The organism is Synechococcus sp. RS9907, from assembly GCF_014279615.1.
In the GTDB taxonomy this organism is placed as follows: domain Bacteria; phylum Cyanobacteriota; class Cyanobacteriia; order PCC-6307; family Cyanobiaceae; genus Parasynechococcus.
The window spans coordinates 352,724-376,859 of sequence record NZ_CP047944.1 but is presented as its reverse complement, the minus strand read 5'-3'; the positions used below and the strand labels follow the sequence as shown (position 1 = coordinate 376,859).

Annotated in this window: 24 protein-coding genes and 2 tRNA genes; 17 read left to right on the top strand and 9 right to left on the bottom strand. The window is 60.8% G+C overall.

Annotated features, from left to right (window positions below):
- Positions 1 to 26: 26 nt before the first annotated feature.
- The 3 genes from SynRS9907_RS01985 to SynRS9907_RS01975 form a co-directional block, all read right to left on the bottom strand.
- Entirely contained in the window at positions 27 to 926 is a 900-nt protein-coding gene (locus SynRS9907_RS01985) for a hypothetical protein (protein ID WP_188021647.1), read from the bottom strand.
- A 127-nt stretch (positions 927 to 1,053) separates the two neighbouring features.
- Positions 1,054 to 1,548 (bottom strand): hypothetical protein, encoded by a 495-nt coding sequence (locus SynRS9907_RS01980; protein WP_188021646.1) that lies wholly within the window; start codon positions 1,546 to 1,548, stop codon positions 1,054 to 1,056.
- An 891-nt stretch (positions 1,549 to 2,439) separates the two neighbouring features.
- Positions 2,440 to 2,510 (bottom strand) — tRNA-Cys (locus SynRS9907_RS01975).
- Between the two features lie 54 nt (positions 2,511 to 2,564).
- On the opposite strand from SynRS9907_RS01975, the gene SynRS9907_RS01970 reads away from it, so the two are divergent.
- Both SynRS9907_RS01970 and SynRS9907_RS01965 read left to right on the top strand, forming a co-directional pair.
- Positions 2,565 to 3,785, top strand: a complete 1,221-nt coding sequence (locus SynRS9907_RS01970; RefSeq protein WP_188022313.1) for a lipid-A-disaccharide synthase-related protein — start codon at positions 2,565 to 2,567, stop codon at positions 3,783 to 3,785.
- A 19-nt stretch (positions 3,786 to 3,804) separates the two neighbouring features.
- Positions 3,805 to 4,062 carry a hypothetical protein gene (locus tag SynRS9907_RS01965; RefSeq protein ID WP_188021645.1) on the top strand — a complete coding sequence of 86 codons (258 nt, stop codon included), beginning with the start codon at positions 3,805 to 3,807 and terminating at the stop codon, positions 4,060 to 4,062.
- Positions 4,063 to 4,071: 9 nt separating this feature from the next.
- Here the strand turns inward: SynRS9907_RS01965 and SynRS9907_RS01960 are convergent, their stop codons facing one another.
- Positions 4,072 to 4,716: a ribonuclease D gene (locus tag SynRS9907_RS01960; protein WP_115160574.1), complete on the bottom strand. Its 645-nt coding sequence runs from the start codon at positions 4,714 to 4,716 to the stop codon at positions 4,072 to 4,074.
- A gap of 115 nt (positions 4,717 to 4,831) precedes the next feature.
- On the opposite strand from SynRS9907_RS01960, the gene SynRS9907_RS01955 reads away from it, so the two are divergent.
- Genes SynRS9907_RS01955 through SynRS9907_RS01945 form a run of 3 tightly spaced genes read left to right on the top strand, consistent with a single transcriptional unit; the run spans position 4,832 to position 6,657 of the window.
- The gene (locus SynRS9907_RS01955; protein WP_115010493.1) at positions 4,832 to 5,215 is read left to right on the top strand and encodes a helix-turn-helix transcriptional regulator; all 384 of its coding nucleotides are present in this window, start codon (positions 4,832 to 4,834) and stop codon (positions 5,213 to 5,215) included.
- A 50-nt stretch (positions 5,216 to 5,265) separates the two neighbouring features.
- The gene (locus tag SynRS9907_RS01950; RefSeq protein ID WP_188021644.1) at positions 5,266 to 5,820 is read left to right on the top strand and encodes a cofactor assembly of complex C subunit B; all 555 of its coding nucleotides are present in this window, start codon (positions 5,266 to 5,268) and stop codon (positions 5,818 to 5,820) included.
- A gap of 3 nt (positions 5,821 to 5,823) precedes the next feature.
- Positions 5,824 to 6,657, top strand: a complete 834-nt coding sequence (locus SynRS9907_RS01945) for an N-acetylmuramoyl-L-alanine amidase (RefSeq protein ID WP_188021643.1) — start codon at positions 5,824 to 5,826, stop codon at positions 6,655 to 6,657.
- Here SynRS9907_RS01945 and hemF read toward each other — a convergent pair.
- Positions 6,654 to 7,742, bottom strand: coding sequence for an oxygen-dependent coproporphyrinogen oxidase (gene hemF / locus SynRS9907_RS01940; RefSeq protein ID WP_188021642.1), 1,089 nt, complete (start codon positions 7,740 to 7,742; stop codon positions 6,654 to 6,656). The two genes, SynRS9907_RS01945 and hemF, sit on opposite strands and share 4 nt — an antisense overlap.
- 115 nt (positions 7,743 to 7,857) lie before the next feature.
- Here hemF and SynRS9907_RS01935 point away from each other — a divergent pair, with 115 nt between their 5' ends.
- The 8 genes from SynRS9907_RS01935 (at position 7,858) to SynRS9907_RS01900 (ending at position 18,260) form a co-directional block, all read left to right on the top strand.
- Entirely contained in the window at positions 7,858 to 8,934 is a 1,077-nt protein-coding gene (locus tag SynRS9907_RS01935) for an Mrp/NBP35 family ATP-binding protein (protein ID WP_188021641.1), read from the top strand.
- A gap of 2 nt (positions 8,935 to 8,936) precedes the next feature.
- A complete protein-coding gene (gene rodA, locus SynRS9907_RS01930) occupies positions 8,937 to 10,175 on the top strand; it encodes a rod shape-determining protein RodA (protein ID WP_115010488.1) in 1,239 nt (412 codons plus the stop codon).
- Positions 10,172 to 11,521 carry a sensor histidine kinase KdpD gene (locus tag SynRS9907_RS01925; protein WP_188021640.1) on the top strand — a complete coding sequence of 450 codons (1,350 nt, stop codon included), beginning with the start codon at positions 10,172 to 10,174 and terminating at the stop codon, positions 11,519 to 11,521. Before rodA ends, SynRS9907_RS01925 begins: the two co-directional genes overlap by 4 nt.
- A 102-nt stretch (positions 11,522 to 11,623) precedes the next feature.
- Positions 11,624 to 12,055, top strand: coding sequence for a photosystem I reaction center subunit II PsaD (locus tag SynRS9907_RS01920; protein ID WP_011363412.1), 432 nt, complete (start codon positions 11,624 to 11,626; stop codon positions 12,053 to 12,055).
- Between the two features lie 60 nt (positions 12,056 to 12,115).
- Complete coding sequence (locus SynRS9907_RS01915) at positions 12,116 to 13,633, top strand: anthranilate synthase component I family protein (protein WP_188021639.1); 1,518 nt, start codon at positions 12,116 to 12,118, stop codon at positions 13,631 to 13,633.
- On the top strand, positions 13,630 to 14,772 hold the full coding sequence (gene gshA / locus SynRS9907_RS01910; protein WP_188021638.1) for a glutamate--cysteine ligase: 1,143 nt from the start codon (positions 13,630 to 13,632) through the stop codon (positions 14,770 to 14,772). The genes SynRS9907_RS01915 and gshA overlap by 4 nt, the downstream gene beginning before the upstream one ends.
- Entirely contained in the window at positions 14,769 to 17,798 is a 3,030-nt protein-coding gene (gene ppc, locus SynRS9907_RS01905) for a phosphoenolpyruvate carboxylase (RefSeq protein WP_370586618.1), read from the top strand. Before gshA ends, ppc begins: the two co-directional genes overlap by 4 nt.
- A gap of 6 nt (positions 17,799 to 17,804) precedes the next feature.
- Positions 17,805 to 18,260 (top strand): N-acetyltransferase, encoded by a 456-nt coding sequence (locus SynRS9907_RS01900; RefSeq protein ID WP_115160563.1) that lies wholly within the window; start codon positions 17,805 to 17,807, stop codon positions 18,258 to 18,260.
- A 17-nt stretch (positions 18,261 to 18,277) separates the two neighbouring features.
- On the opposite strand, the gene SynRS9907_RS01895 is transcribed toward SynRS9907_RS01900, so the two are convergent.
- Positions 18,278 to 18,351: transfer RNA gene (locus SynRS9907_RS01895), tRNA-Arg, on the bottom strand.
- A 103-nt stretch (positions 18,352 to 18,454) separates the two neighbouring features.
- Between SynRS9907_RS01895 and recF the strand changes: the two genes are divergently transcribed.
- Complete coding sequence (gene recF, locus SynRS9907_RS01890) at positions 18,455 to 19,549, top strand: DNA replication/repair protein RecF (RefSeq protein ID WP_255446022.1); 1,095 nt, start codon at positions 18,455 to 18,457, stop codon at positions 19,547 to 19,549.
- Positions 19,550 to 19,580: 31 nt separating this feature from the next.
- Entirely contained in the window at positions 19,581 to 20,048 is a 468-nt protein-coding gene (gene speD, locus SynRS9907_RS01885) for an adenosylmethionine decarboxylase (protein WP_115010551.1), read from the top strand.
- Between the two features lie 16 nt (positions 20,049 to 20,064).
- On the opposite strand, the gene larE is transcribed toward speD, so the two are convergent.
- Positions 20,065 to 20,892, bottom strand: coding sequence for an ATP-dependent sacrificial sulfur transferase LarE (larE, locus tag SynRS9907_RS01880; protein WP_188021637.1), 828 nt, complete (start codon positions 20,890 to 20,892; stop codon positions 20,065 to 20,067).
- Between the two features lie 53 nt (positions 20,893 to 20,945).
- On the opposite strand from larE, the gene SynRS9907_RS01875 reads away from it, so the two are divergent.
- Positions 20,946 to 22,094 (top strand): cob(I)yrinic acid a,c-diamide adenosyltransferase, encoded by a 1,149-nt coding sequence (locus SynRS9907_RS01875; RefSeq protein ID WP_115160560.1) that lies wholly within the window; start codon positions 20,946 to 20,948, stop codon positions 22,092 to 22,094.
- Between the two features lie 9 nt (positions 22,095 to 22,103).
- Here SynRS9907_RS01875 and moeB read toward each other — a convergent pair whose 3' ends face one another.
- Together moeB and SynRS9907_RS01865 are read right to left on the bottom strand one after the other, a co-directional pair.
- Positions 22,104 to 23,240, bottom strand: coding sequence for a molybdopterin-synthase adenylyltransferase MoeB (gene moeB / locus SynRS9907_RS01870; protein WP_188021636.1), 1,137 nt, complete (start codon positions 23,238 to 23,240; stop codon positions 22,104 to 22,106).
- Positions 23,212 to 23,685 carry a M67 family metallopeptidase gene (locus tag SynRS9907_RS01865; protein WP_255445953.1) on the bottom strand — a complete coding sequence of 158 codons (474 nt, stop codon included), beginning with the start codon at positions 23,683 to 23,685 and terminating at the stop codon, positions 23,212 to 23,214. The genes moeB and SynRS9907_RS01865 overlap by 29 nt, the downstream gene beginning before the upstream one ends.
- A gap of 64 nt (positions 23,686 to 23,749) precedes the next feature.
- On the opposite strand from SynRS9907_RS01865, the gene SynRS9907_RS01860 reads away from it, so the two are divergent.
- Entirely contained in the window at positions 23,750 to 24,136 is a 387-nt protein-coding gene (locus tag SynRS9907_RS01860) for a CAAD domain-containing protein (protein WP_114987298.1), read from the top strand.

Here is a 24,136-nt window from a genome sequence, read left to right as displayed (position 1 = left end):
GTAAACAGCCAAGACAAATCGGCTAATCAGTAAGCCTGAGCGAAAGAGCTCACGAATTGAGAGCTATTGGCATTAGCCGTTGCAGTTGTGCCAACAGAACCTGATGCACCACCACTGGCTGTACCAGCCCCTGCGTTATCGACATCAGTGGCCTTGGTGATTCCGGAACTGAATGCGGAATCTCCAGCTGCAACCACATTGGCATCTGTTCCGATACCTTTCACTGTCACATCGTTAGTGTTACCAGTGTCAGAGAATGTTTTGGCGAAAGAACCAGTAATGGTTCCATCCATTCCGTTGGTGGATGTCAGAGTCTCCGTAATATCAGACTTGATCTGCTTTGAGTACTCTTCTTTAACGGTTTCGTAATCCGATTCGGAAACGTGTGTACGAGTGTTGTTGCGGCGGTTCCACCACCACCATCCACCACGATCAGTAGTTGTATTTCTAGTAAAGTCTTTCTCGACTTCAGTCTGTGTCAAGCTGTTAGATACCTCATCGATATCCGAAATCGTATTGGTGCTAGAGGAATTGGTAGCTGCAGAAGTACCAATTACCTGATTGATGGTTGAAGCAGAGACTCCAAAAGTAGCGTTGGACGTAACGCTGTAATCAGGGGTGGATGAAGCGTTAACACTCGCTCCGATATTGGTGTTCGCGCCAACACTGAAGGCGTCGTTAGAGCCAACAGAATTACTGTACTGAACCGTGCCTTTTGATACAGTGCTGGTACCAACATCGAGTGTTGGCGCAGTCATGCCAGGCGTAAGCGCAGGCACTGAAGCAGTAGTGGAGCCAGATGTCTCGGCAAATGCTGAAGGAACAGCGCCCAACGAAAGGGCACTGCCAGCAGCCAAAGCGAGAAGCTTGAACTGATTTTTCATTGTAGGAAAACCATAGAATGGTGAGAGCAATGGATATACCATCACTCCTCTACATCATTAAGAGTAGCCCTTAATCAAGCGAAAGGATGTGCGTCAAGGCACAAAAGGCAAAAACTCATGGAATCGCAACATTCAGCAACATTGGCCGCTTTTGCTTCTGCCTTGATCTTCAGAAGGCTTGCTGGAAAGTCGACAAGGTCTCAGCGTCCTGATACGTCACGTCCAAGGTTGACTCCTGAACCAAATCCGAAGACGCGTTTGCACTGCCTCCTTCGCTAGAGGATTCATCAAGTGTTTCTATCTCAGACGTCATGGATGTTGATTCGTCAAAAACAAAGTTCGTCTGCGATGCGATTCCTGTAGCAGACAACTGCCCAGAGTTTTCGTCACTCGTAAAATCTATTGTTGAAACACCATCACCTGATCCAATCTGTGAGCTTATGGTGCTACCCGGCGCAAGGTTCACATTGGCCTCAGTATTTAGTTTTGTATTGCCTGAACTGGTTGCGGAGGACTGAGCGCTGAGGGAATGACGTATTTTGAGAACGAGACTTTTGTTATTGTTGATAGACGCATTCCTCCTAACAGACTGAGCAGAAACTAACTCTCCTGAGAACACCAGCAGGAAATATGCACAGACCCAAAAACCGACCTTGAATTTCATGGCAATTCAATAGCCAATTTCCACTATAGCCTGAAACAGCACAATGTCAAGCATATATTGCGATTGCGTTATTTCTTGGATGCCGAAAAGACAATTAAACTATCCGCTGAACATCAAAACCTTAAAGCGTTTAAGCGATAGCCAATACTACTACTCCAAGCTTCATGCGCCTCTCATTTCCAAAAAGGAATTTGACCCACATTCCAAAAATTCCAAGCGCTACAACACATTAAACACCAAGACTGCCCTTAGGCATTGCAAAGATTGACGTCAAAATCTCGCTTCTGCAGCACGAAAGACAATAACAGCCTTTCTCGTCCCCAAGCCGACAAGCCAAAAAGAACGAAGACAAGATAAAAAGAAATTGTCCAAATAATGAATTTTGAGCAATGCCAAGAATGTGAACTGTGTCCGCCTGCCGACCATCGTTCGACCGCAGAAGGGTTGCAATTACTGATATTTGCAGCAATTCTGATGATGACTTAAGCAACGGATAGAACTTATTTGGGCAATTTAAAGGATCATGCGTGATCTTTTAATGCTTTGCATGACACCATTCATAGGCCTTTTTCGCACAAGTTGCAGCCGAACCATAGCTAGTACTACATGCCCATTAACAATTTTCAATACCTCACGAGCTTTAACCCAGAGACCCAGAGGGTCACAAATAAGAGGCGATGGGAAAGCAATTGCAAGCTTCTAAATTTAAATTCCAGCGCTTGCGTCGAATATCTTTAAAGGTTAATCGCAACAGCCATCAATATTCATCCACGACGTCCAAAAGGCATAGAGGGATTGTAGGTTAAATTGTCACGGAAAATAAAACGCAGTCGATTACGTAAGTGGAAGTACAAAATGTACCTACAATAAGACCACAAATTAATACAACTAAGGCGGCACCCAGATTCGAACTGGGGATAAAGGATTTGCAATCCTCTGCCTTACCACTTGGCCATGCCGCCGACCGGGAGAAACCACTCCCATCAGATGATCGTATCAGCCATACCCCTGCCCCTCTGCTATTTCTCTGCAACGGCCACGGCGAAGACCTGATCACCCTGCGGATCATGCAGGCCGTCCGTCGGCGCGCACCGCGATGCCCCCTGTCCGTGCTTCCTCTGGTGGGCGCCGGCCGGATGTTTGATGCTGCCCTTCAGCAGGGATGGCTAACACGTTTGGGGCCTGAAGCGGCCCTGCCCAGCGGTGGCTTCAGCAACCAAAGTCTGAGAGGTCTTCTGGCAGACGTCAGGGCTGGACTCCCCGGCCTGAGTTGGAGTCAATGGCGGCTGGTGCGCCGCCTTGGCCATGAGCACCAAGCCATCGTTGCCGTGGGTGATTTGCTGCCACTGCTGATGGCCTGGAGCAGTGGCGCCCCCTTCGGCTTCATCGGCACTCCCAAAAGCGACTACACCTGGCTGAGCGGTCCCGGACGGGCCAAAAGCGACTACTACCACCGGCTCAAAGGCAGTGAGTGGGATCCCTGGGAATGGCGCCTGATGCGCTCGCGCCGTTGTCAACTGGTGGCCATGCGTGATCGGCTCACGGCACGAGGCTTGCAACGCAAGGGCGTGAGCGCCCTTGCGCCGGGCAATCCGATGATGGATGGCCTGCAAGTCCAACCGCTGCCATCGGCCCTGGAACGCTGCCGCCGAGTGCTCCTGCTCTGCGGAAGTCGCATGCCGGAGGCCCAGCGCAACCTGCAGCGGTTGGTTCGCAGTGCCATGGCGCTGCCCGGCCGTGTGCCGATGGCACTGCTCGTGGCCGTGGGCGCCCAACCCGATGCAGAGGCACTGAGCGACAGCCTGGAAAAACTGGGGTTTCGACGCAGCCTTCCGCCTTCAGACCAACTGGGTGCCGAAGCCTGCTGGGTGAAGGGAGCCTGCCTGGTGCTGATCGGGCGAGGTTGCTTTGACCAATGGGCCGGCTGGGCAGAAGCCGGCATCGCCACCGCCGGAACGGCGACGGAACAATTGGTGGGGCTGGGCATTCCGGCCCTGTCCCTACCGGGACCAGGACCGCAGTTCAAGCTGGGCTTCGCCCGCCGTCAGAGCCGCCTGCTAGGGGGAGCGGTTCGTCCCTGCTCTGATGAATCCGAGCTCACCAGACGGCTCGAATTCCTCCTGGCCGACCCGGCACTCCGCTCCCACCTGGGACGAATCGGCACGCAGCGGATGGGGCCGGCAGGGGGAAGCGATCAGCTGGCACGCCTGATCCTGGATCGCTTCAACGGATACTGAAGATCTTCGGTTGGTTGCGATGGCCGCGATTCAAGACCCCACCCTCGTCAAACTTTGCGCCCAGTTGGCGAGTCGACTGAGCATCAGCCTCGCCAGTGCCCGGCGCCAGGTGGAACAAGCCGCGGCCCGAGAAGGACATCGCGATTTGGAGGGACGGCGAGCCATGGCTGAATCCATGCTGGCCGCCCTCGACAAGGACAACGGTGACCGCGCCCGTCAGCTGGACGCGTTGCTCGAGAACAGCGAAGGCGACGGCAATTTCATGCTGGAAGACTGAGCACCAACCTCAGTGCTCAAAGATCTGGTGAAAGCGCAGCCGATCCAGCTCGGCTACCACCGGAACGCACTGGAAGCAGCGTTGCGCCAGATCCCAGCGCCCTTCCCGCCGCAACATCTGCTCCAAGCGCTCACGGGCTGGCAGCAGGTAGCGCACATCGTTGGCGGCGTAGGCCAGCTGGGCATCCGTGAGTTCGTCCACCCGGCCCCAGTCACTGCTCTGGGCGCCCTTGTCCAGCTCAACGCCCACCAATTCCATCACCAGATCCTTGAGGCCATGGCGGGGGGTGTACGTGCGGCCGAGCCGACTGCCGACCTTGGTGCAGAACACGGGATTCACGTCGATCCCCAAACCGGCGGCAAGCGCAGCCACATCAAAACGGGCGAAGTGAAACACCTTCTCCACCGTGGGCGCCTCAAACAGGCGCTTGAGATTCGGCGCCTCGGTCTGGCCCAGGCCAATGCGGACGCAGGCCACACGGTCTTCGGCGTCGGCGATCTGAACCAGGCAAAGCCGATCACGCCCATGGATCAGCCCCATCGCTTCGGTATCAACCGCAAGGCGCGGGGACTGCAGATAGCGCTCCGTCCAAGCTGCATCGAGGTCACGATCAAAGACGGCGAATTCCGCTGGGGATGACGACTTCTCAGCCATGACTTCAGGAAGGGATAGGGCCAGTGTGGCCAATCACCTCCACAACAAGTCTCAAGACTCTCCTCTTGAATCTCGAAATGAGATCGCTTTTGATTGGTGAAGTCGTCCCGCGCCTGTGTTCTCTCGCAGAAAGCCTTCGCGCACCTGTCTGGCAGACATCGAGCAGTACTTCCATCAGCCGCCGCCGCAGTTCCTCGATCTCGAGCTGGCTGTCTGCTGGATCCTCGAGTGCTTGCTCAAAGACGACAACTACCCCTCCGGACTCCTGCAAAAACTGATCCGAGAGGAGCCCCAACTGCGGCTTTCTGAAACCGTGCTGCAACAGGCCCTCGAGTTCCTTGAACAACAGGGCTCGATCAGCAGTTACACCCAACGCTGCCCGAGCCGCGGACGGCCGCGGCGCATGCTGCACCTTGAATCCGATGCACGCGGCGAAGCCGAGCGACTGATGCAGCCCTGGCGCAGCTGGCTGGACTCCCACCGGTTCGCCTTGAACTAAGCGATTCAGCCGGCGCAAGGCTTAAAAAGGTTGAACACCACCGGGATGCCATGCCTGCAGGATTTCAATCCACCCTCCTGCTGACTGTTCTGCTGGCGATTGGTCTGGTCTTCTTTCTGCGTGCAGCCAGCAAAGACCGAACCACAGTGGTGGACGTGATGTCCCCCCAACCCCCCATCACCGTGCTTAACGGGCTCAGCACTTGGCTGGAAGAGCGCGGCTGGAGCCGGGATGGCGGCGATGCTGAGCGGCAGGTGCTCCGCTTCAAGGGGAAAGTGGCCTCCAGCCAACCCCTTGCGGTGTTGCTGTCAGTGCTGGCGGCCATTGGCTCCGCTTGCTTCGGCCTGGTCCTGCGTCAGCTGGCACCCCAACTGCACTGGTGGCCTCTGCTGCTGATCGGCCTCGGCCCTCTGGCGGGAGCTGTTTACACACGGCGGGCCGCTCGCACAGAAGCCCTTGAACTGCAACTCCTTCCTGCTCCCGAGGGAGACGGCAGCGCCATTCGTCTGCGGGCTCATCGGGACGAATTGATCGCCATCGAACTGGAACTGGCTGAGACCCTGCAACTCGCCAGTGACGGATCCCTGCTCTCCTCCCCCATCTGAACCATGGGTCTGCCGGCCTGGATGCGACGGCGTCGCTTTGCCTCAGGGCTTGCCATCGCAGGCCTGTCACTGGCAACCCTGGCGATGACCAAGGCTGCGGAACAGCACAACTGGCTTGGCACAGCCGAGCCCAGCAAAAAAACAGCACCGAAACAGCCAGCCCCCTGTCCTGAGCCCGCCACGCCAGATCCCCTGCTCGGCCCACGCACAAAGAAACCCGGGAGCTGGGTTGGCAGAAGCCCTGTGCAGAGCAACCTGCCAATCGTCGTCATGGCAGGACACGCCGACTCCCAGGGCACTGCCAGTCCAGGGACCCCTGGATATGCCGTGGATCAGCAGAAGCGAGCGCCGATGCAACCGGGCATTCGCGATGAGCTGTTCTGGAACCGCGAAGTTCAGGCCGCTGTGGTGAGCCAAGGCCAGGCCCGTGGCTTAAACATCCGCGCCTACACCCCACCGTCCATCAGCATCGCGAACGATGACGACCCCAGCACCAATTGGTCGAAGGCCAAGGTCTTTTCGGAGCGTGGTGAATACGTTCTGGAGATCCATTTCGATGCCTACCGGCCCCATGGCTTCGGCTCCGGCCTGATTCCGGTGCTCCCAAATGTGCGCGAACTGAATGTCGTCGATGAAAGCCTGGCCCAGGCATTTGGGCGCTACCCACGCCTGTTCCGCGGAGGCCTTGGCGGTCCGCGGCGCGGGATCGGAATTCTTGAAATCGCCATGCTGGAGCCCCCTCTCGAGACGAAACTGAGGGATCCACGCTCCAGAAAGCACACGGTGAATTGCCTGGCCGAGCGCGTGGTGAACGCGCTCGTTCAAGGCGTCAGTTAGTTGATCGCTCCGTGGGGGCGGCAGCGCTCATCCAGCGAGGCATCACCGAGCCAGTCCTGCGGCTTGGTGAACAGTTCGGTCAGCAGGGCTTCCCTTGACCCGGCCTCGGCGGTGTAGCCGTACTCCCAACGCACCAAGGGGGGCAGAGACATCAGGATCGACTCCGTGCGTCCATTGGTCTGCAGGCCGAAGATCGTGCCGCGATCCCACACCAGGTTGAACTCCACATAACGTCCCCGGCGATAGAGCTGAAAGTCCCTTTCGCGATCGCCATAGGCCATCGGGTGGCGCTTCTCCACGATGGGGGCATAGGCGGGAAGAAAGGCTCTGCCATTGGCTTGACCCAAGGAGAACAGCTGCTCCCAGCTCAACGGCCGAGCCCCCAAACGGGCTGACACCTGAGCCGCAGGTCCGGAGGGATCCTGGCCCTTGTAGAGGGTGCCGTTGGCGTCTTGGTAGTCGTAAAAGATGCCGCCAACGCCGCGGGTTTCACCACGGTGCTTCAAATAAAAGTATTCATCGCACCAGGGCTTGAACACCTTGTGCAGATCCGGGTGAACTGAATCACAGGCCGCCTGGTGGGTGCGATGGAAATGACGGGCGTCGTCGAGGAACGGGTAGTAGGGCGTGAGGTCGGCACCGCCGCCGAACCACCACACCGGGCCAGCCTCGAAGTAGCGGTAATTGAGGTGAACGGTCGGGATGTAGGGGTTGCGCGGATGCAGAACCATCGAGGTTCCGGTGGCGAACCAGGGATGCCCCTTGGCCTCAGGACGCTGCTTGAGGATCGACGGGGGCAGTTCTTCGCCTTGAACCTCGGAGAAATTCACGCCGCCCTGTTCAAAGACGCGCCCCTCACGCATCACCCGGGAGCGCCCACCACCCCCTTCAGGCCTGACCCAACTCTCCTCAACGAAGCGACCTTCACCGTCGAGGGCTTCCAGGCCCGCACAGATTTCGTCCTGCAGCCCCATCACCATCGCCCGGGCCCGCTCTCTGGAATCGCTGGGGGGCAGCTCAAGGGGAGCCTTGCTGACACCCACGTCCTGGCGTCCAAGGACGCGGCGAATCAGGGAGCGGACCATGTGTCAGAGACTGAAGACATCGAAACCTAACCAGGTCACCCCAGGCCTGGACAAGCATCCGTCAGGGACTGTCACGGGCGGCGCCCCTAGGATCCGGCTTGCCTTGATGAAATGGATGACCCCGGTCGAGCAGGCCAACCAAGCCCTCCAGCAAGTCAAAGATGCCGGCAGTGGCAAAACGGCCCTGGAGCTCGGCTGGATCGAACAGATCCGCATCACCCCGCCGCGGGCTGTGTTTCGCCTCAGCCTTCCAGGCTTCGCCCAAAGCCAGCGAGACCGCATCGTGGCCGAAGCACGGGGCGCTCTGATGGCACTCGATGGCATTGACAACGTGCAGATCGAGATCGGCCAACCGCCAAGCCAAGGGGGCATTGGCCAGGCCGGCCATGGTCAGCCGGCGGAACGCCAGTCGATCCCCGGCGTCCGCCAGGTGATTGCTGTGAGCAGCGGCAAGGGCGGCGTCGGCAAGAGCACCGTCGCGGTCAATCTGGCCTGCGCCCTCGCCCAGAACGGCCTGCGGGTCGGACTTCTGGACGCCGATATCTACGGGCCGAACGCACCCACCATGCTGGGCGTCGCTGATCAAACACCTGAGGTGCAAGGCAGCGGCGATCAGCAGCGGATTGTCCCGATCGAGACCTGCGGCATCGCCATGGTGTCGATGGGTCTGTTGATCGACGATCACCAGCCTGTGATCTGGCGCGGCCCAATGCTCAACGGCATCATTCGGCAGTTCCTGTATCAGGCCGAATGGGGTGAGCGGGACGTTCTCATCGTTGATCTGCCGCCGGGCACCGGTGATGCACAGCTCTCCCTGGCCCAGGCAGTGCCGATGGCGGGCGTAGTGATCGTGACCACCCCGCAGCAGGTGTCGCTGCAGGATGCGCGACGGGGGCTCGCCATGTTCCGGCAGATGGGCATTCCCGTTCTGGGCGTGGTGGAGAACATGAGCGCCTTCATTCCTCCGGACCGTCCCGACTGCCGCTACGCCCTCTTTGGCAGCGGCGGCGGCGCCCAACTCGCTGCGGATTACGACGTACCCCTGCTGGCTCAGATCCCCATGGAAATGCCCGTGCAGGAAGGCGGTGACACAGGACGACCGATCGTGATCAACCGCAGCGACTCCGCCAGCGCCGCTGAGTTCAAAGGCCTTGCTGAAGCGGTGCTCAAGGCCGTCACCCAGCCCGTCTGACGATGTTCAGCCGACGTGACCGCCGCAGATCGCACCGGGAGTGGGTGCTCTGGGGTGTTCCGCTCGGAATGATCACCATCGCCGGGGTGCTGATCGCCAGCACCCAACGCCAGGCGGACTATGCCGACTGGTATCACCACTGGATCACCGCGGCCTTCGGAGTGCTGCTGGCGCTGGGACTGGAACGGCTGCCGTTGCAGCGTCTCCGGCCTCTTTTGGTTCCCGTCTACGCCCTCACCGTGATCAGCCTGGTGGCGGTGCGCGTGATTGGGACCACAGCGCTAGGTGCCCAACGCTGGATCAGCATTGGCGGGGTTCATGTTCAGCCATCGGAGTTCGCCAAGATCGCGGCGATCCTGCTCGTGGCAGCAGTCCTGTCGCGACACCCGGTGGAACGACCGGTTGATCTGATGCGCCCGCTCGGGGTGATTGCAGTGCCGTGGCTGTTGGTGTTCATCCAGCCTGATCTCGGCACATCGCTTGTGTTCGGCGCCCTGATGCTCACGATGCTCTATTGGTCGGGGATGCCGATCGAGTGGGTGATTCTGTTGTTGTCACCGCTGGTGACAGCCCTGCTCTCAGGCCTTCTCCCCTGGGCCATGGCCCTCTGGATCCCGCTGATGGGAGTTCTGGCGTACCGCTCCCTGCCCTGGAAACGTCTGGCAGCCACAGCAACCCTGGCCATCCACGGCGCCATGGCTGCTGTGACGCCATGGCTCTGGATGCATGGTTTGAAGGACTATCAACGGGACCGTTTGGTGCTGTTCCTCGACCCAAGTCAGGATCCATTGGGCGGGGGCTATCACCTGCTCCAGAGCACCGTTGGCATCGGTTCAGGCGGCGTCTTGGGCACAGGTCTTCTTCAAGGACAACTGACCAAGCTTCGTTTCATCCCTGAACAACACACCGATTTCATCTTCAGCGCCCTGGGTGAGGAAACCGGCTTTATTGGCTGCCTTCTGGTGGTTCTTGGCTTTGCCGCGTTGATGGCACGGCTGCTCCAGATCGCACGCAATGCCCGCACCGACTTCGAATCACTCGTGGTGATCGGGATCGGCACCATGCTGATGTTCCAGGTGGTGGTCAACATCTTCATGACCATCGGCTTGGGCCCCGTCACAGGAATCCCCCTGCCCTTCCTCAGTTATGGGCGCTCAGCCATGGTGGTGAACTTCATCGCGCTCGGCCTCTGCCTGTCGGTGGTCCGGCAAAGCCGTCGCTCCTTGGCGCACCTCCGTTGACCGGCCCCTCCTTCACCGACCTGCGGCAACGGCTGGCACAGGACGTGCCCCAGGGCCGCTGCGATGAAATTGGTGTGCGGCGGCTTTGGTGGGCGGCCCTGGAAACCCTGCAACAGGACCTGCTTGAGCGAGGCCTGGAACGCGGCATCTGGCTGGCTGCCCCCCTGCCAGCCCTCTACGAACCGGAATTACTGCAACATCTGCAGGGATGGGTGTGGGCTCCAGATCAACTGGATCAAATGAGTCCGCATCCAACGGCACTGCCGGGACGGTCCAGCAGCGATGAGTCCGGTTCCCTGCGGGGATTTCAACGCTTGTCCCTAGGCCCCGACGACGGAGATGACCCACTGCTGCTGGTGATCACACCCGAGGTCCAGGTGGCCCTTGCCCTGCATGGGCCGCCCCAGAAGCGGCAGCTGCTGATGCGATGCGACCCGGCCACGCTCAGTGATGTGCTGGTGCAGCTGGGAGGACGGCTGGAGCACCAGTCACCAGCGCAGGCCGAGCAGCTGCGCAAAGCGCTCGAATCGATCGGCTCCCTGCAGAGCAATGCATCCTGGTCAGAACAGTTCTGGCCCCGTCTGACGGAGCGGCTCACCGGCACAGCCCCCGGGCTGATGCTGCAACCCATCCAGGCTGAGCGCCCACCGGAAGCGCCCAGCCATGGAGATCTGAATTTGCTGGAAGCGATCACCCATGAGGTGCGCACCCCGCTGGCCACGATCCGAACACTGATCCGCTCTCTGCTGCGGCGAAAGGATCTGGCTGATGTCGTTGTGAATCGCTTGCGGCAGATCGATGTGGAATGCAGCGAGCAGATCGATCGATTTGGCCTGATCTTCCATGCCGCTGAACTGCAACGGGAGCCCAACGAGGCCAATCTGGCCCGCACGGATTTGCAGGCCATGCTGAGCGCCCTTGCACCCAGCTGGACGGAGCAACTGAACCGTCGCGGGATCGCCCTTGAGCTGGATCTCAGCGCCGACCTACCGGCGATCCTCAGTGACTCCCGTCGACTGGAACCGATGCTGGGGGGTCTGATCGACCGCAGCACCAGGGGGCTCCCCTCCGGCAGTCAGCTCACGCTTCACCTCCAGGCAGCCGGTCCACGGGTGAAGCTTCAGCTGCATGTGGAGCATCCCGGCAGGAGCCAGGCCGCGGAGGCCGGCCCGTCTCCCCAACGCGAGGACGTGGGCACCGTCCTGAGCTGGGATCCCAGCACTGGGAGCCTGCAGTTAAGCCAGGATGCGACCCGTCAGATGATGGCCAGCCTGGGAGGCCGCTATCAGCCCAGGCGCGACCGCGACATCACCGTTTTTTTCCCGGTGCATACGCCCGCAGAGTGATGGGTTTGTTGACGGGTGTGAAGCTTGCTGTCGGAGCTCAAAACAGGCCCCAATGACGGTGCTACTTTCCAGCCATAACGGCTCTTGTGGATTCTTTCAGCCATGGCAGCAACGGCGTTGAACGGTCAACTTCCCCAGCACATCGCCAGCACTGGCGGCCTTCTGAATTCAGCGGAGACTGAAGAGAAATACGCAATCACCTGGACCAGCAAGACAGAGCAGGCTTTTGAGCTGCCCACCGGTGGCGCCGCTCTGATGAACTCAGGCGAAAACCTGATGTATTTCGCTCGCAAGGAACAGTGCCTCGCCCTCGGCACCCAGCTGCGCACGAAATTCAAGCCCCGGATCGAGGACTACAAGATCTACCGGATCTACCCCGGTGGTGACACCGAGTTCCTGCATCCCAAGGATGGTGTGTTCTCCGAAAAGGTGAACGAGGGTCGGCCCATGGTGGGCCACAACCCTCGTCGCATTGGCCAAAACGTCAACCCGGCCAACATCAAGTTCAGCGGCCGCAACACCTTCGACGCCTGATCCCTCAAAACCGACGCCCGGAGGCCATGATCTCCGGGTCCCGGCTGCGATGATCAGGTCATGTTCAGTCCCGATCGCGACGCCTTTCATCAGGCTGTTTGCAGTGGTGCCAACCTGATTCCTCTGGCTCAGAGTTGGCCCGCAGATCTTGAAACACCCCTCACCACCTGGATCAAGGTGGGTGACGGAAGGCCTCCTGGCGTGCTGCTGGAGTCCGTCGAGGGTGGTGAAACCTTGGGGCGTTGGAGTGTGATCGCCTGCGATCCGCTCTGGACGGCGTCAGCGCGCAACGATCGTCTGACGCGCACCTGGCGAGACGGTCGTAAAGAGACCTTCAACGGCAATCCATTCGAATCCCTGCGCCACTGCCTGGCGCCGTACTCCTGCGTCAACCTGCCGGGCCTCCCTCCGCTTGGGCAGCTCTATGGCGTTTGGGGTTACGAACTCATCCAGTGGATTGAACCCACCGTCGCCGTTCATCCCCGCGCCGCTGCCGATCCCCCGGATGGGATCTGGATGTTGATGGACGCAATCCTGATCTTTGATCAGGTGAAACGACAGATCACCGCTGTCGCCTTTGGCGACCTCTCCAACGGAGCGGATGAGGAGCAGGCCTGGCAAACCGCAATCGGACGGATTGAGGCCCTGCGCCAGCGGATGGACGCACCTCTGCCGGCCGTCAAACCACTCACCTGGGACGCGAGAAGCAAAGAGCTTCCCGCGGTGCGCTCCAACCGCAGCCGCGATGAATTCGAAGCCGCCGTCGACACCGCCAAGGAACACATCGCAGCCGGCGATGTGTTCCAACTGGTGATAAGTCAGCGCCTGGAAACTGAGGTGCCTCAATCGCCCCTGGAGCTGTACCGCAGTTTGCGGATGGTGAATCCTTCCCCGTATATGGCGTTCTTCGACTTTGGGGACTGGCAACTGATTGGCTCCAGTCCGGAAGTGATGGTTCAAGCCGAACCCGCTGCTGATGGCATCCACGCCAGCCTTCGCCCCATCGCCGGCACTCGGCCCCGCGGCGCCACGCCCCTGGAAGACCGCGAACTGGAAGCGGACCTGCTGGCCGACCCCAAGGAAAGGGCTGAGCACGTGATGCTGGTGGATCTGGGCCGCAATGACCTCGGCAGGGTCTGTCAGCCCGGAAGCGTGGCCGTGCAGGACCTGATGGTGATCGAGCGCTACTCCCACGTGATGCACATTGTCAGCCAAGTCGAAGGACGCCTCGGCCCGGCCCACGACGTGTGGGATCTGCTGATGGCGGCATTCCCCGCCGGCACCGTCAGCGGCGCACCGAAAATCCGGGCGATGCAACTCATCCACGAGCTGGAGCCCGATGCCCGTGGCCCCTATTCCGGGGTGTACGGATCCGTTGATCTGGCCGGGGCCCTCAACACGGCGATCACGATCCGCACCATGGTGGTGCAACCCCGTGATGGCGGGGGATGCCGGGTGAAAGTGCAGGCCGGGGCGGGCGTTGTGGCCGACTCACAGCCGACGGCGGAGTTTGAGGAGACCCTCAACAAAGCCCGGGGAATGCTCACAGCACTGGCGTGCCTGAATCCGCCGGGATGACAGCGCACCCCCTTCTGCTGAAAGGCTTCGAGGTTGAACTGTTCACCGGTCGAAGCAACGGAGCCAACGTGGGCGTCGCCCCCGACGTGGCCAAGGACCTGCCTGGCTTCGTGACGGAACCGGACCGTCGCAACCTCGAATACGTGACCGACCCGATCCGGGATTACGCCGAACTGCCCGAGGCGCTGCTCGCTCCCCGGCGGACGCTGCGGCAGTGGCTGCAGAAGCGAGAGCTGACACTTCTCCCCGGCAGCACCATGAGCCTGGGTAACAGCAGCCGATTCGAACGCTCAGACCCTGAAAACGCCTATCACGCGCTGATTGAACAGCTGTACGGCACCAGAGTCGTGACAGCCAGCATCCATATCAACCTTGGGATCACCGATCTCAACTGGTTGTTTGCAGCAGTGCGGCTCGTGCGCTGCGAAGCGGCTCTGCTGCTTGCTCTGAGTGCCAGTTCTCCCTTCCTGGATGGGCAGAGCACCAGCAACCACTCCCAGCGATGGCATCAATTCCCGCTCACGCCCGCTGCAGTTCCTCTCTTTAGGGATCACCAGCACTACATCGAGTGGGTGGAGGAGCAGCTGTCCACGGGTGCCATGCGCAACGAGCGTCACCTGTGGACGTCGGTTCGGCCCAATGGTCCGCGGCGCCCCTACGACCTCAACCGATTGGAATTAAGGATCTGTGATCTGGTCACCAATCCCGATCAGCTGCTGGCGATCACCTGTCTGCTGGAGCTGCGGCTGCTGGCCCTCAAAAACAACATCGAAAGCCTCGATCCACTCCGCAGCAGTTCGCTGAGCGCCGCTGAACTGGTCCAGCTCGCCGACAGCAACGACGCTGCCGTGGCCCGATCCAGCCTGAATGCTGAACTCAGGCATTGGCAAGACGGCCGTGTCATCAACTGCAAAGACTGGCTGCTGGAGCTGATTGATCAGCTCACTCCCCTGGCCGAATCGCTCCAGCTCAGCGCCTGCTTGAAGCCCTTGGATTCCCTACTTGTTGATGGCAACCAGGCCATGCGCTGGGAAGCGGCCCATGGCCAGGGGCAATCCATCGAAAACCTGCTTCAGGAAGCTATCCAGCGGATGGAGGAGGAGGAACGGATCTCCACCGGGGAAGCCTGTTTGGGATGATCATGTCGAGTTCGTCGCAGCGTGGAGACTTCATGCCCGAGTCCACCACCCCTGTCTCCGAGCAAGAGACTGCACGCTTGAGCGGTGGCGGATCCGGCGCAGGACAGCTTCTTCAGCACCGGCTGGACCTGATTGAAGACCTCTGGAAGTCGGTGCTGCGCAGCGAGTGCCCACCGGAGCAGAGCGAACGCCTGCTGAGGCTCAAACAACTCAGCGACCCCGTCTCGATGGGAGGGCGAGATGGCGACAGCACGAGCGAGGCGATCGTCGAGCTGATCAAGGCCATGGACCTTTCGGAGGCCATCTCGGCCGCCCGTGCCTTTTCGCTGTATTTCCAGCTCATCAACATCCTTGAGCAACGGATCGAGGAAGACAGCTATCTCGACAGCCTGAGACCCAATTCCAGTGCTGACGCGGCCCAACGGGACGCCTTTGATCCCTTCGCCCCGCCCCTCGCCAACCAGACCGATCCAGCCACCTTTGGAGAGGTGTTCGAGCGGCTGCGGCGGATGAACGTTCCCCCCGCGCAGGTGGAACAACTGCTGCGGGAACTGGACATCCGGCTGGTCTTCACCGCGCACCCCACGGAGATCGTGCGGCACACGGTGCGGCACAAACAGAGGCGGGTGGCCAACCTGCTCCAGCAACTTCAATCCGACGCCCCTCTGGCGCATCAGCTGCGGGAGGACTGCCGCGACCAACTGGAGGAGGAAATCCGCCTGTGGTGGCGCACCGATGAACTCCACCAGTTCAAGCCCACCGTCATCGACGAGGTGGATTCAACCCTGCACTACTTCCAGCAGGTGTTGTTTGACGCGATGCCGCAACTGCGCCGAAGGCTGATCTCCGCCCTGCATCGCCACTACCCCGATGTCCAGGTGCCCCAGGCGTCGTTCTGCACCTTCGGCTCTTGGGTGGGGTCCGATCGGGACGGCAATCCTTCGGTCACACCCGAGATCACCTGGCGAACTGCCTGTTACCAGCGACAGCTGATGCTGGAGCTCTACATCAGTTCTGTGCAGTCGCTCCGGCAGCAGCTGAGCATCTCCATGCAGTGGAGTCAGGTAGCTCCATCACTGCTGGAGTCGCTCGAGATGGATCGGCTCCGCTTCCCTGAGATCTACGAGCGCAGAGCAGCGCGATACCGATTAGAGCCCTACCGGCTGAAGCTCTGCTACGTGCTCGAAAAACTGGAGCGCACCCTCGCCCGCAACAACCAACTGTCGGAAGCGGGCTGGCAGATGCCCTGTGAGGCTCTGGCCGATCCCCAGGCCGGGCTGAGCGGCGCTGAAGTTCTCCACTACACCTCGGTGGACCAGTTCCGCAGTGATCTGGAGTTGGTGCGCAACAGCCTCGTCAGCACCGAACTGAGCTGCGAACAGCTCGACACCCTGCTGCACCAGGTGCACATCTTCGGGTTCTCACTGGCCAGCCTGGACATCCGTCAGGAGAGCACCCGCCACAGCGATGCCATCGACGAACTCACCCGCAGCCTTGAACTGCCCCAGGCCTATGGGGACATGGACGAGACGGAGCGGATGGCATGGCTCCTGCAGGAACTGCAGACCCGTCGGCCCCTGATCCCGCCTGCCGCCAACTGGTCGGCAGCGACGGCCGAGACGCTGGCGGTGTTCCGAATGCTGCAGCGCCTCCAGGAGGAGTTCGGTCCGCGGATCTGCAACTCCTACGTGATCTCCATGAGCCACACGGCATCGGATCTCTTGGAGGTCCTGCTGCTGGCCAAGGAGGCGGGTCTCGTAGACCCGCCCAACAAACGGGCCTCCCTGTTGGTGGTGCCGCTGTTCGAAACCGTGGAAGATCTCCAACGGGCCCCTGAGGTGATGGAGGGTCTGTTCAAGACGCCCCTCTACCGCGAACTCCTCCCCGTTGCGGGGCAACAAAAGCAGCCGCTGCAGGAGCTGATGCTGGGCTACTCCGACAGCAACAAGGATTCCGGCTTCCTCTCCAGCAACTGGGAGATTCATCAGGCCCAGATCGCCCTTCAGGAACTCGCCAGCCGTCAGGACGTGGCGCTTCGCCTCTTCCACGGCCGCGGTGGATCCGTCAGTCGTGGTGGTGGGCCTGCCTATCAGGCGATCCTGGCCCAACCCAGCGGCACACTGCAGGGGCGAATCAAAATCACCGAACAGGGCGAAGTGCTGGCCTCGAAGTACAGCCTGCCCGAGTTGGCGCTCTACAACCTGGAGACCGTCACCACGGCCGTGGTGCAGAACAGCCTGGTGACCAACCAGCTTGATGCGACACCCAGCTGGAACCAGCTGATGAGTCGCCTAGCCACCCGCTCACGGGACCATTACCGGGCTCTGGTTCACGACAATCCTGATCTGGTGGCGTTTTTCCAGCAGGTCACACCGATCGAGGAAATCAGCAAGCTGCAGATCTCCAGTCGACCAGCCCGACGCAAAACCGGTGCCAAGGACCTCTCCAGCCTGCGAGCCATTCCATGGGTCTTCGGCTGGACCCAGAGTCGGTTCCTTTTGCCGAGCTGGTTTGGCTTCGGCACGGCGCTCTCGGAAGAAGTGGGCGGCGACTCCGAACAGCTCGACCTGCTGCGGCGTCTCCATCAACGTTGGCCGTTCTTCCGGATGCTCATTTCCAAAGTGGAAATGACCCTCTCCAAGGTGGATCTCGACCTGGCCCATCACTACGTGAACAGCCTGGGGCACCCGGAACAGCGGGAGGCCTTTGAAGCGATCTTCGAGGTGATCGCCAAGGAATACGAACTCACCCGAAAACTGGTTCTTGAAATCACGGGCCAAAACAGACTGCTGGGCGCTGATCAAGGGCTGCAGCTGTCTGTTGATCTGCGCAACCGCACCATCGTTCCCCTGGGCTTCCTGCAGGTTGCTCTGCTGAAGCGACTGCGGGATCAGAACCGGCAACCGCCCATGAGTGAAACGCCAGGCGCCCCTGAAGACACCCGCACCTACAGCCGCAGTGAACTGTTGCGGGGAGCCTTGCTCACCCTCAACGGCATTGCAGCCGGAATGCGCAACACCGGCTGATCCACAGTGCTGTCGTTCCTTCAACAACCCTCGATTCCACCCTTGCCCGAGGGAACGCGACTCGAAACATCAACACCTCCCACCTCCCAGCAGCTCAACACGTTGCTGATGTCCTGCGGGGAATCAACCCACCCCGAGGAACGCTGGGAGCTTGCCCTTCAGCGCAGCCTGTGGCAGATCAGCATCCTGGAGGAATCAACAGGGGAACTGGTCGGATTTGTGCGGGCCACCAGTGATCTGGCCCTCAACGCCAATCTTTGGAACCTCGCCGCTAAGCCAGGGCCGAACCAAGGGGCCCTTTTCGCCGTTCTGGTGCACCGTGCCCTGCAGATTCTGCGCCGGGATCTGCCGGGCTGCAGCCTTTCAATCTCGGCCCCTGCGGATGCGCTGGAAGCTCTCAAACAGCAGGGTTTCCTGATTGATCCCAATGGCATTCGCGCCATGGGCCTCAGCCTGAGCTGAAACATTGAGTTCAAACACGAGCATGGAGGGACTCGAACCCCCGACCCTCAGAACCGGAATCTGATGCTCTATCCAACTGAGCTACATGCCCACTGATCGGCTTTAAGCCGCAGTGATATCGAGCGGCAACCGTCCCGATACAGGTACCTTACTCACTGGTCGCCCCAGCACCCATCCGGCTCCACAGGCTCCAACTGCAGGGCTTCCGGAACCACACCGTTCTGCAGCTGGAACTGACGCAGCCACGCCTTTTGGTGATCGGGCCCAATGGCATTGGCAAGTCCAACCTGCTGGAAGCGGTTGAGCTGCTGGGCAGCCTGCGCTCCCATCGCTGCAGCAATGATCGCGATCTGATCCAGTGGGACGCTCCACAGGCCCTGATCCGGGCCAACGTGGGGGATGGGGATCGTCTGGAACTGGAACTGCGCCGCCAGGGTGGCCGTCAGGCCAAACGGAACGGCAAGCTGCTGGATCGGCAGCTGGACCTGATTGGTCCGCTGCGTTGCATCGGCTTCAGCGCCCTGGATCTTGATCTGGTGCGGGGCGAACCTGCCCTACGCCGCCAGTGGCTGGACCGCGTCGTGTTGCAGCTCGAACCGGTGTATGCCGATCTGATGGCGCGGCTGAACCGGCTATTGCGGCAGCGCAGCCAGCTCTGGCGCCAGAGGCAGGTCTCCAGTGGCGAACGCCATGCACTGCTCGACGCGTTTGACGTTCAGATGGCGCTGGTGAGCACCCGAATTCACCGGCGACGGCAACGGGCCCTGCATCGGCTGGAACCGATCGCCCAACGCTGGCAGGCCCACCTGAGCGGGGGCACAGAAGCCCTGGAACTGCACTACAAGCCCGGCAGCAAACTCGACGGGGAGGATGCCGAAGAGCCCTGGCGACTCGCCATCGAGGAGCAACTGCGCCAGCAGCGGGGAGAGGAGGAACGGCTCGGCAGCTGCCGCGTGGGCCCGCACCGCGATGAGATCGCCCTGCTGCTGGGGGGTAGCCCGGCACGACGGTTTGGCTCAGCTGGCCAGCAGCGGTCGCTGGTGCTGGGCCTGAAGCTCGCCGAACTGGAGCTGGTCACCCAGCTCTGTGGGGAGCCACCCCTGCTGCTTCTTGATGATGTGCTCGCCGAACTGGATCCAACCCGCCAGCAGCTTCTGCTTGAGGCCGTGGGCGAATCGCATCAATGCCTGGTGAGCGCCACCCACCTCGAGGGCTTTGGCGGCGGATGGCAACAGCAGGCCCAAATTCTCGGAGCAAGAGACCTGAGACCCGACCTGAAGATCGGATAGGGTGGCGGGCCTGTTTTTCTCTCATCGCCTGATGGAGCAGACCCTCTCTGAACTGCATCCCAACCCGGGATGGGGGGCACCTGAGATTCATGCCACCGACATGGTCGGCAAACACTGCATTCTCGAGCTCTACGACTGCGATCCGAGCCGGCTCGACGACGAAGCATTCATCCGCACAACGATCACCTCAGCAGCCAAAGGCGCTGGTGCGACGCTGCTGAACCTGATCACCCATCAATTTCAACCCCAGGGCGTCACAGGCCTTGCCCTGCTAGCGGAATCCCACATTTCCATCCACACCTGGCCGGAATCCGGCTACGCCGCGGTTGATGTGTTCACCTGTGGTGACCACACCATGCCGGAACAGGCCTGCGCGATTCTCTGCAGTGAGCTTCAAGCGAAACGCCATGCGCTGAAGAGCTTTCTGCGTGAAACACCGGCGGCCATTGCCACTGGGGTGAGAGAGCCTGTGGAAACGCCGAGCCAGCTCCCCAGCTGATCCGGCCCAGGCGACATCAGCGGCGGTTCAACTTGCCGCTGACCAGACCTTCCAGATCCAGGTTCACGGAGGTGAAGCCAAGGGAGCGAAAAGCCTCCACCAGAGGCTCGCTTTCCGCCAGCGCGAGCACAGCGCGGATCTGCTCGCTGGGCACCTCAATCCGTGCCGCCAATCCGTGGGAGCGCACACGAACGGAGCTGAATCCCCTGGCAATCAACCAGGCTTCCGCCTGACCCACCCGCTTCAACCGCTCAGCGCTGATGTTTTCGCCATAGGGGAAACGGGAGGCCAGACAGGGCTGCGCCGGCTTATCCCACCAGGGAAAACCAAGGGCCCGTGACAGCGAACGAATCGTGGATTTGTCGATCGACAATTCCGCAAGGGGGGAGCGAACCCCCGCCTGTCGGGCCGCTTCAATGCCGGGCCGATGATCACCGAGGTCATCGAGATTGACCCCATCAATCACCAACGCGTCTCCAGCCGCCGCGGCAATGGGCTGAAGGTGCTGGTGCAGTTCACGCTTGCAGGCAAAGCAACGATCCACGGGGTTGCTGCTGTAGTCCGGGTCGTTCAACTCGGTCGTCGCACACTCCCGGTGCGGGATGCCGATCCAGGAGGCTTGATCCCGGGCTTCCCGCAACAGATGCGGCGCCAGAGCCGGGGAGACACCCGTTACCGCCAGAGCGGCATCGCCCTGGGCTTCGTAGGCCATCGCCGCCACCAGGGTGCTGTCGACTCCACCGGAATAGGCCACACAAAGGGCAGATTGATCTGCCATCCACTGCCGCAGGTTCGCCAGCAGCTGCTGCTCTCGATCCGCCAAAGGCTCCTGCAACCGAAACATCAGCGGGGAAAACCAGTTGAGCTAGGTAGGCTCCAACGGTAAGAGCTGTCCCCATGCCTCGAAGCATCGGCATTGTCACCGCAGCGGACAGCCGCGAGCGCAGCCATGGACAGCTGCACATCTATGACGGCGAAGGCAAGGGCAAAAGCCAAGCAGCCCTAGGGGTTGTGCTGCGCACCATCGGCCTCGGCATCTGCGAGCAGCGCCAGACCCGGGTGCTGCTGTTGCGCTTTCTCAAAGGCCCAGGACGGGCCTACGACGAGGATGCGGCCATCGAAGCTTTGCAGCAGGGCTTCCCCCATTTGATCGACCATCTGCGCACCGGACGGGCCGATCACTTCACCGCTGATGAAGCCACCCGGTTCGACCGCGACGAAGCCCAGCGGGGCTGGGTGATCGCCAAGGGCGCGATCGCCAGTGCCCTCTACTCGGTGGTGGTTCTGGACGAGCTCAATCCCGTGCTGGATCTCGGCCTGCTGGATCTGGAGGACGTGGTGCGCACCCTCAGCAACCGGCCGGAGGGGATGGAGATCATCGTCACCGGTCGCGCCGCACCGGCCCCATTGGTGCGTGAGGCCGACCTCCACTCAGAGATGCGGGCCCATCGCCGTCCGGGCATGAACGACAACCGGGTGGTGCCCCTCAATGTGAGCAGCGGCATCGAGATCTACACCGGAGAAGGCAAAGGCAAATCAACCAGTGCACTTGGGAAAGCCCTGCAGGCCATCGGGCGGGGCATCAGCCAAGACAAGAGCCATCGGGTCTTGATCCTGCAGTGGCTCAAAGGCGGCAGCGGTTACACCGAAGATGCGGCCATCGCGGCCCTGCGCGAGAGCTATCCCCATCTGGTGGACCACCTTCGATCCGGCCGCGATGCCATCGTCTGGCGGGGCCAGCAGGAACCGATCGATTACGTGGAGGCCGAGCGGGCCTGGGAGATCGCACGGGCCGCCATCTCCAGCGGCCTCTACAAGACCGTGATCCTCGATGAGTTAAACCCCACAGTCGACCTGGAGCTGCTGCCCGTTGAACCGATCCTGCAGACCCTGCTGCGCAAACCGGCGGAAACCGAGGTGATCATCACAGGGCGGTGCAAAAACCCTCCCGCCTACTTCGATCTGGCCAGCATCCATTCCGAAATGGTGTGCCACAAGCACTACGCCGAACAGGGCGTCGACCTGAAGCGAGGAGTGGATTACTAAACCCTGGGTTCAGTAACGAGGGATTTCAGGATTCACCTGCTGAGACCAGGCATCAATTCCACCGGTCACATTCGTGGCCACGATGCCCTGCTGAGCCAACAGCTCAACGGCCCTGGCAGAACGCCCCCCGAGCTTGCAGTGCACCAAGAGGCGCCGTCCCTCTGCCAATGCACGAACGCGATCGATCGCCTCTCCACTCTCCAGCGAAGCCAAAGGAACCAGGCGGCTTCCTTCAATCGCAGCCACCTCTGCTTCAGCAGGATTGCGCACATCAACCAGCGCAATCTCGTCTGGAGCGGAGTCGAGCAGGGCCTTCAGCTCCATGACAGTGATGGCTTCCATCTCCGATGACGCCGGACGGCAGAACTGGCGGTAGTCAATCAGGCTCTCGACCTTCGGTCGGTCGGGATCAACGCGGAGGGTGAGTTCGCGAAATCGCATCGCTAGGGCATCAACCACCAACAGCCGACCGTCCAGGCACTCACCAATACCGGTGATCAGTTTGATCGCCTCGGTGGCCTGAAGCAGACCGATCAACCCCGGCATCACACCCATCACCCCAGCCTCCGAGCAAGACGGAACAGCGTCCGGGGGAGGGGGTTCCGGCAGCAGATCGCGGTAATTGGGGCTCGTCGGCGTGCGGTTGAACACGCTGACCTGACCGTCAAAGCGCTGCACGGAGCCGTAGACGAGGGGCTTGCCGAGCAACACACAGGCGTCGTTGATCAGATACCGGCTGGGGAAGTTGTCGGTGCCGTCACAGACCAGGTCATAGGCACCGATGAGATCCAGAGCATTGCCCACATCCAGCATGTGTTCATGCACCTCCACCTTGCAGTGGGGATTGAGGTCGTGGATCCGCGCTGCGGCTGAGCGGGCCTTGGAGCCGCCAACCCCGCTGGAGCTGTGGATCACCTGCCGCTGGAGATTGGACAGCTCCACCACATCTCCATCCACGATTCCAATACGACCAACCCCTGCCGCGGCCAAATACAGCAACAGAGGGGATCCCAGCCCACCGCTGCCAACACAAAGCACCGACGCAGACTTCAACTGGAGCTGACCGGCAGCACCAACCTCGGGAAGGATCAGATGGCGGGCGTAGCGCCCCCGCTCATCAGCACTCAGCATCGGTTGATCTTGCATCGTTTTGAGTGTCCCAGAGCTGAATCGGGATTTCATCCACACTGCGGTCCCCATGCAGCCACCAGGCCCGCAGGCCAAGCGAGGCAGAGAGGATCAACATCAGACTCTCCGTTTGTCCCAAGCGCCGATCCTGGGGCGAGGGAACGGGGGCCGACGCCGGATGGGAATGGGCCACCCCAAGACAACGTTGATGGCGATCCCGCGCCCATCGCTGGGCTGCCAACTGCTCCCTTGGATCCACCAGAAACCTGCTGCGACGGTCGTGGACAGGCTCTTGACCGGATGCCCCCCGTCCCCAGACATTGCAACAGGGCCAGGTCGTGGTCAGCCTCAAACAGCCTGAATTCGTCTGTTGTCCCAGCAGCAAGGCGCAGCCTTCTTCGGGGTGGGGCGCCAGCAAAATCCGGGCCAGATCCGTGTGGCATCGGTGATCAATTTCCAGCACGGATGGCGTAGACCCCGTCGCACCGATACTCTCAGCTGAAATTGTGAAGGATTTAGTCGTTCTCATGAGTGACGCCACCACTGAAGTTAAGGATGCCGCCACAACCGTGACGACACCCCTCGAAACCCCTGAGCAGGAGGACACCACCTCCTTCGCTGAGCGCTACAGCGACGTGCTGGGCAAGGTGAACGACACGCTCGATCAGGTCGACTGGAGTCAGATGGGACGCATCGGCAAGATCGTCGGCATCTTTGCCGCCGTGATCATTGCCCAGATCCTGATCAAGGGAATCCTCGACACGATCAATCTGCTGCCGATCGTTCCTGGTCTGCTGGAACTGCTCGGCGTGGTCGTGGTGGGGCAATGGAGCTGGAAGAACCTCACCACCAGCGACAAACGCAATGCCCTGGTTCAGCGTGTTCAAACCCTCCGGAAGGAGTACCTGGGCTGA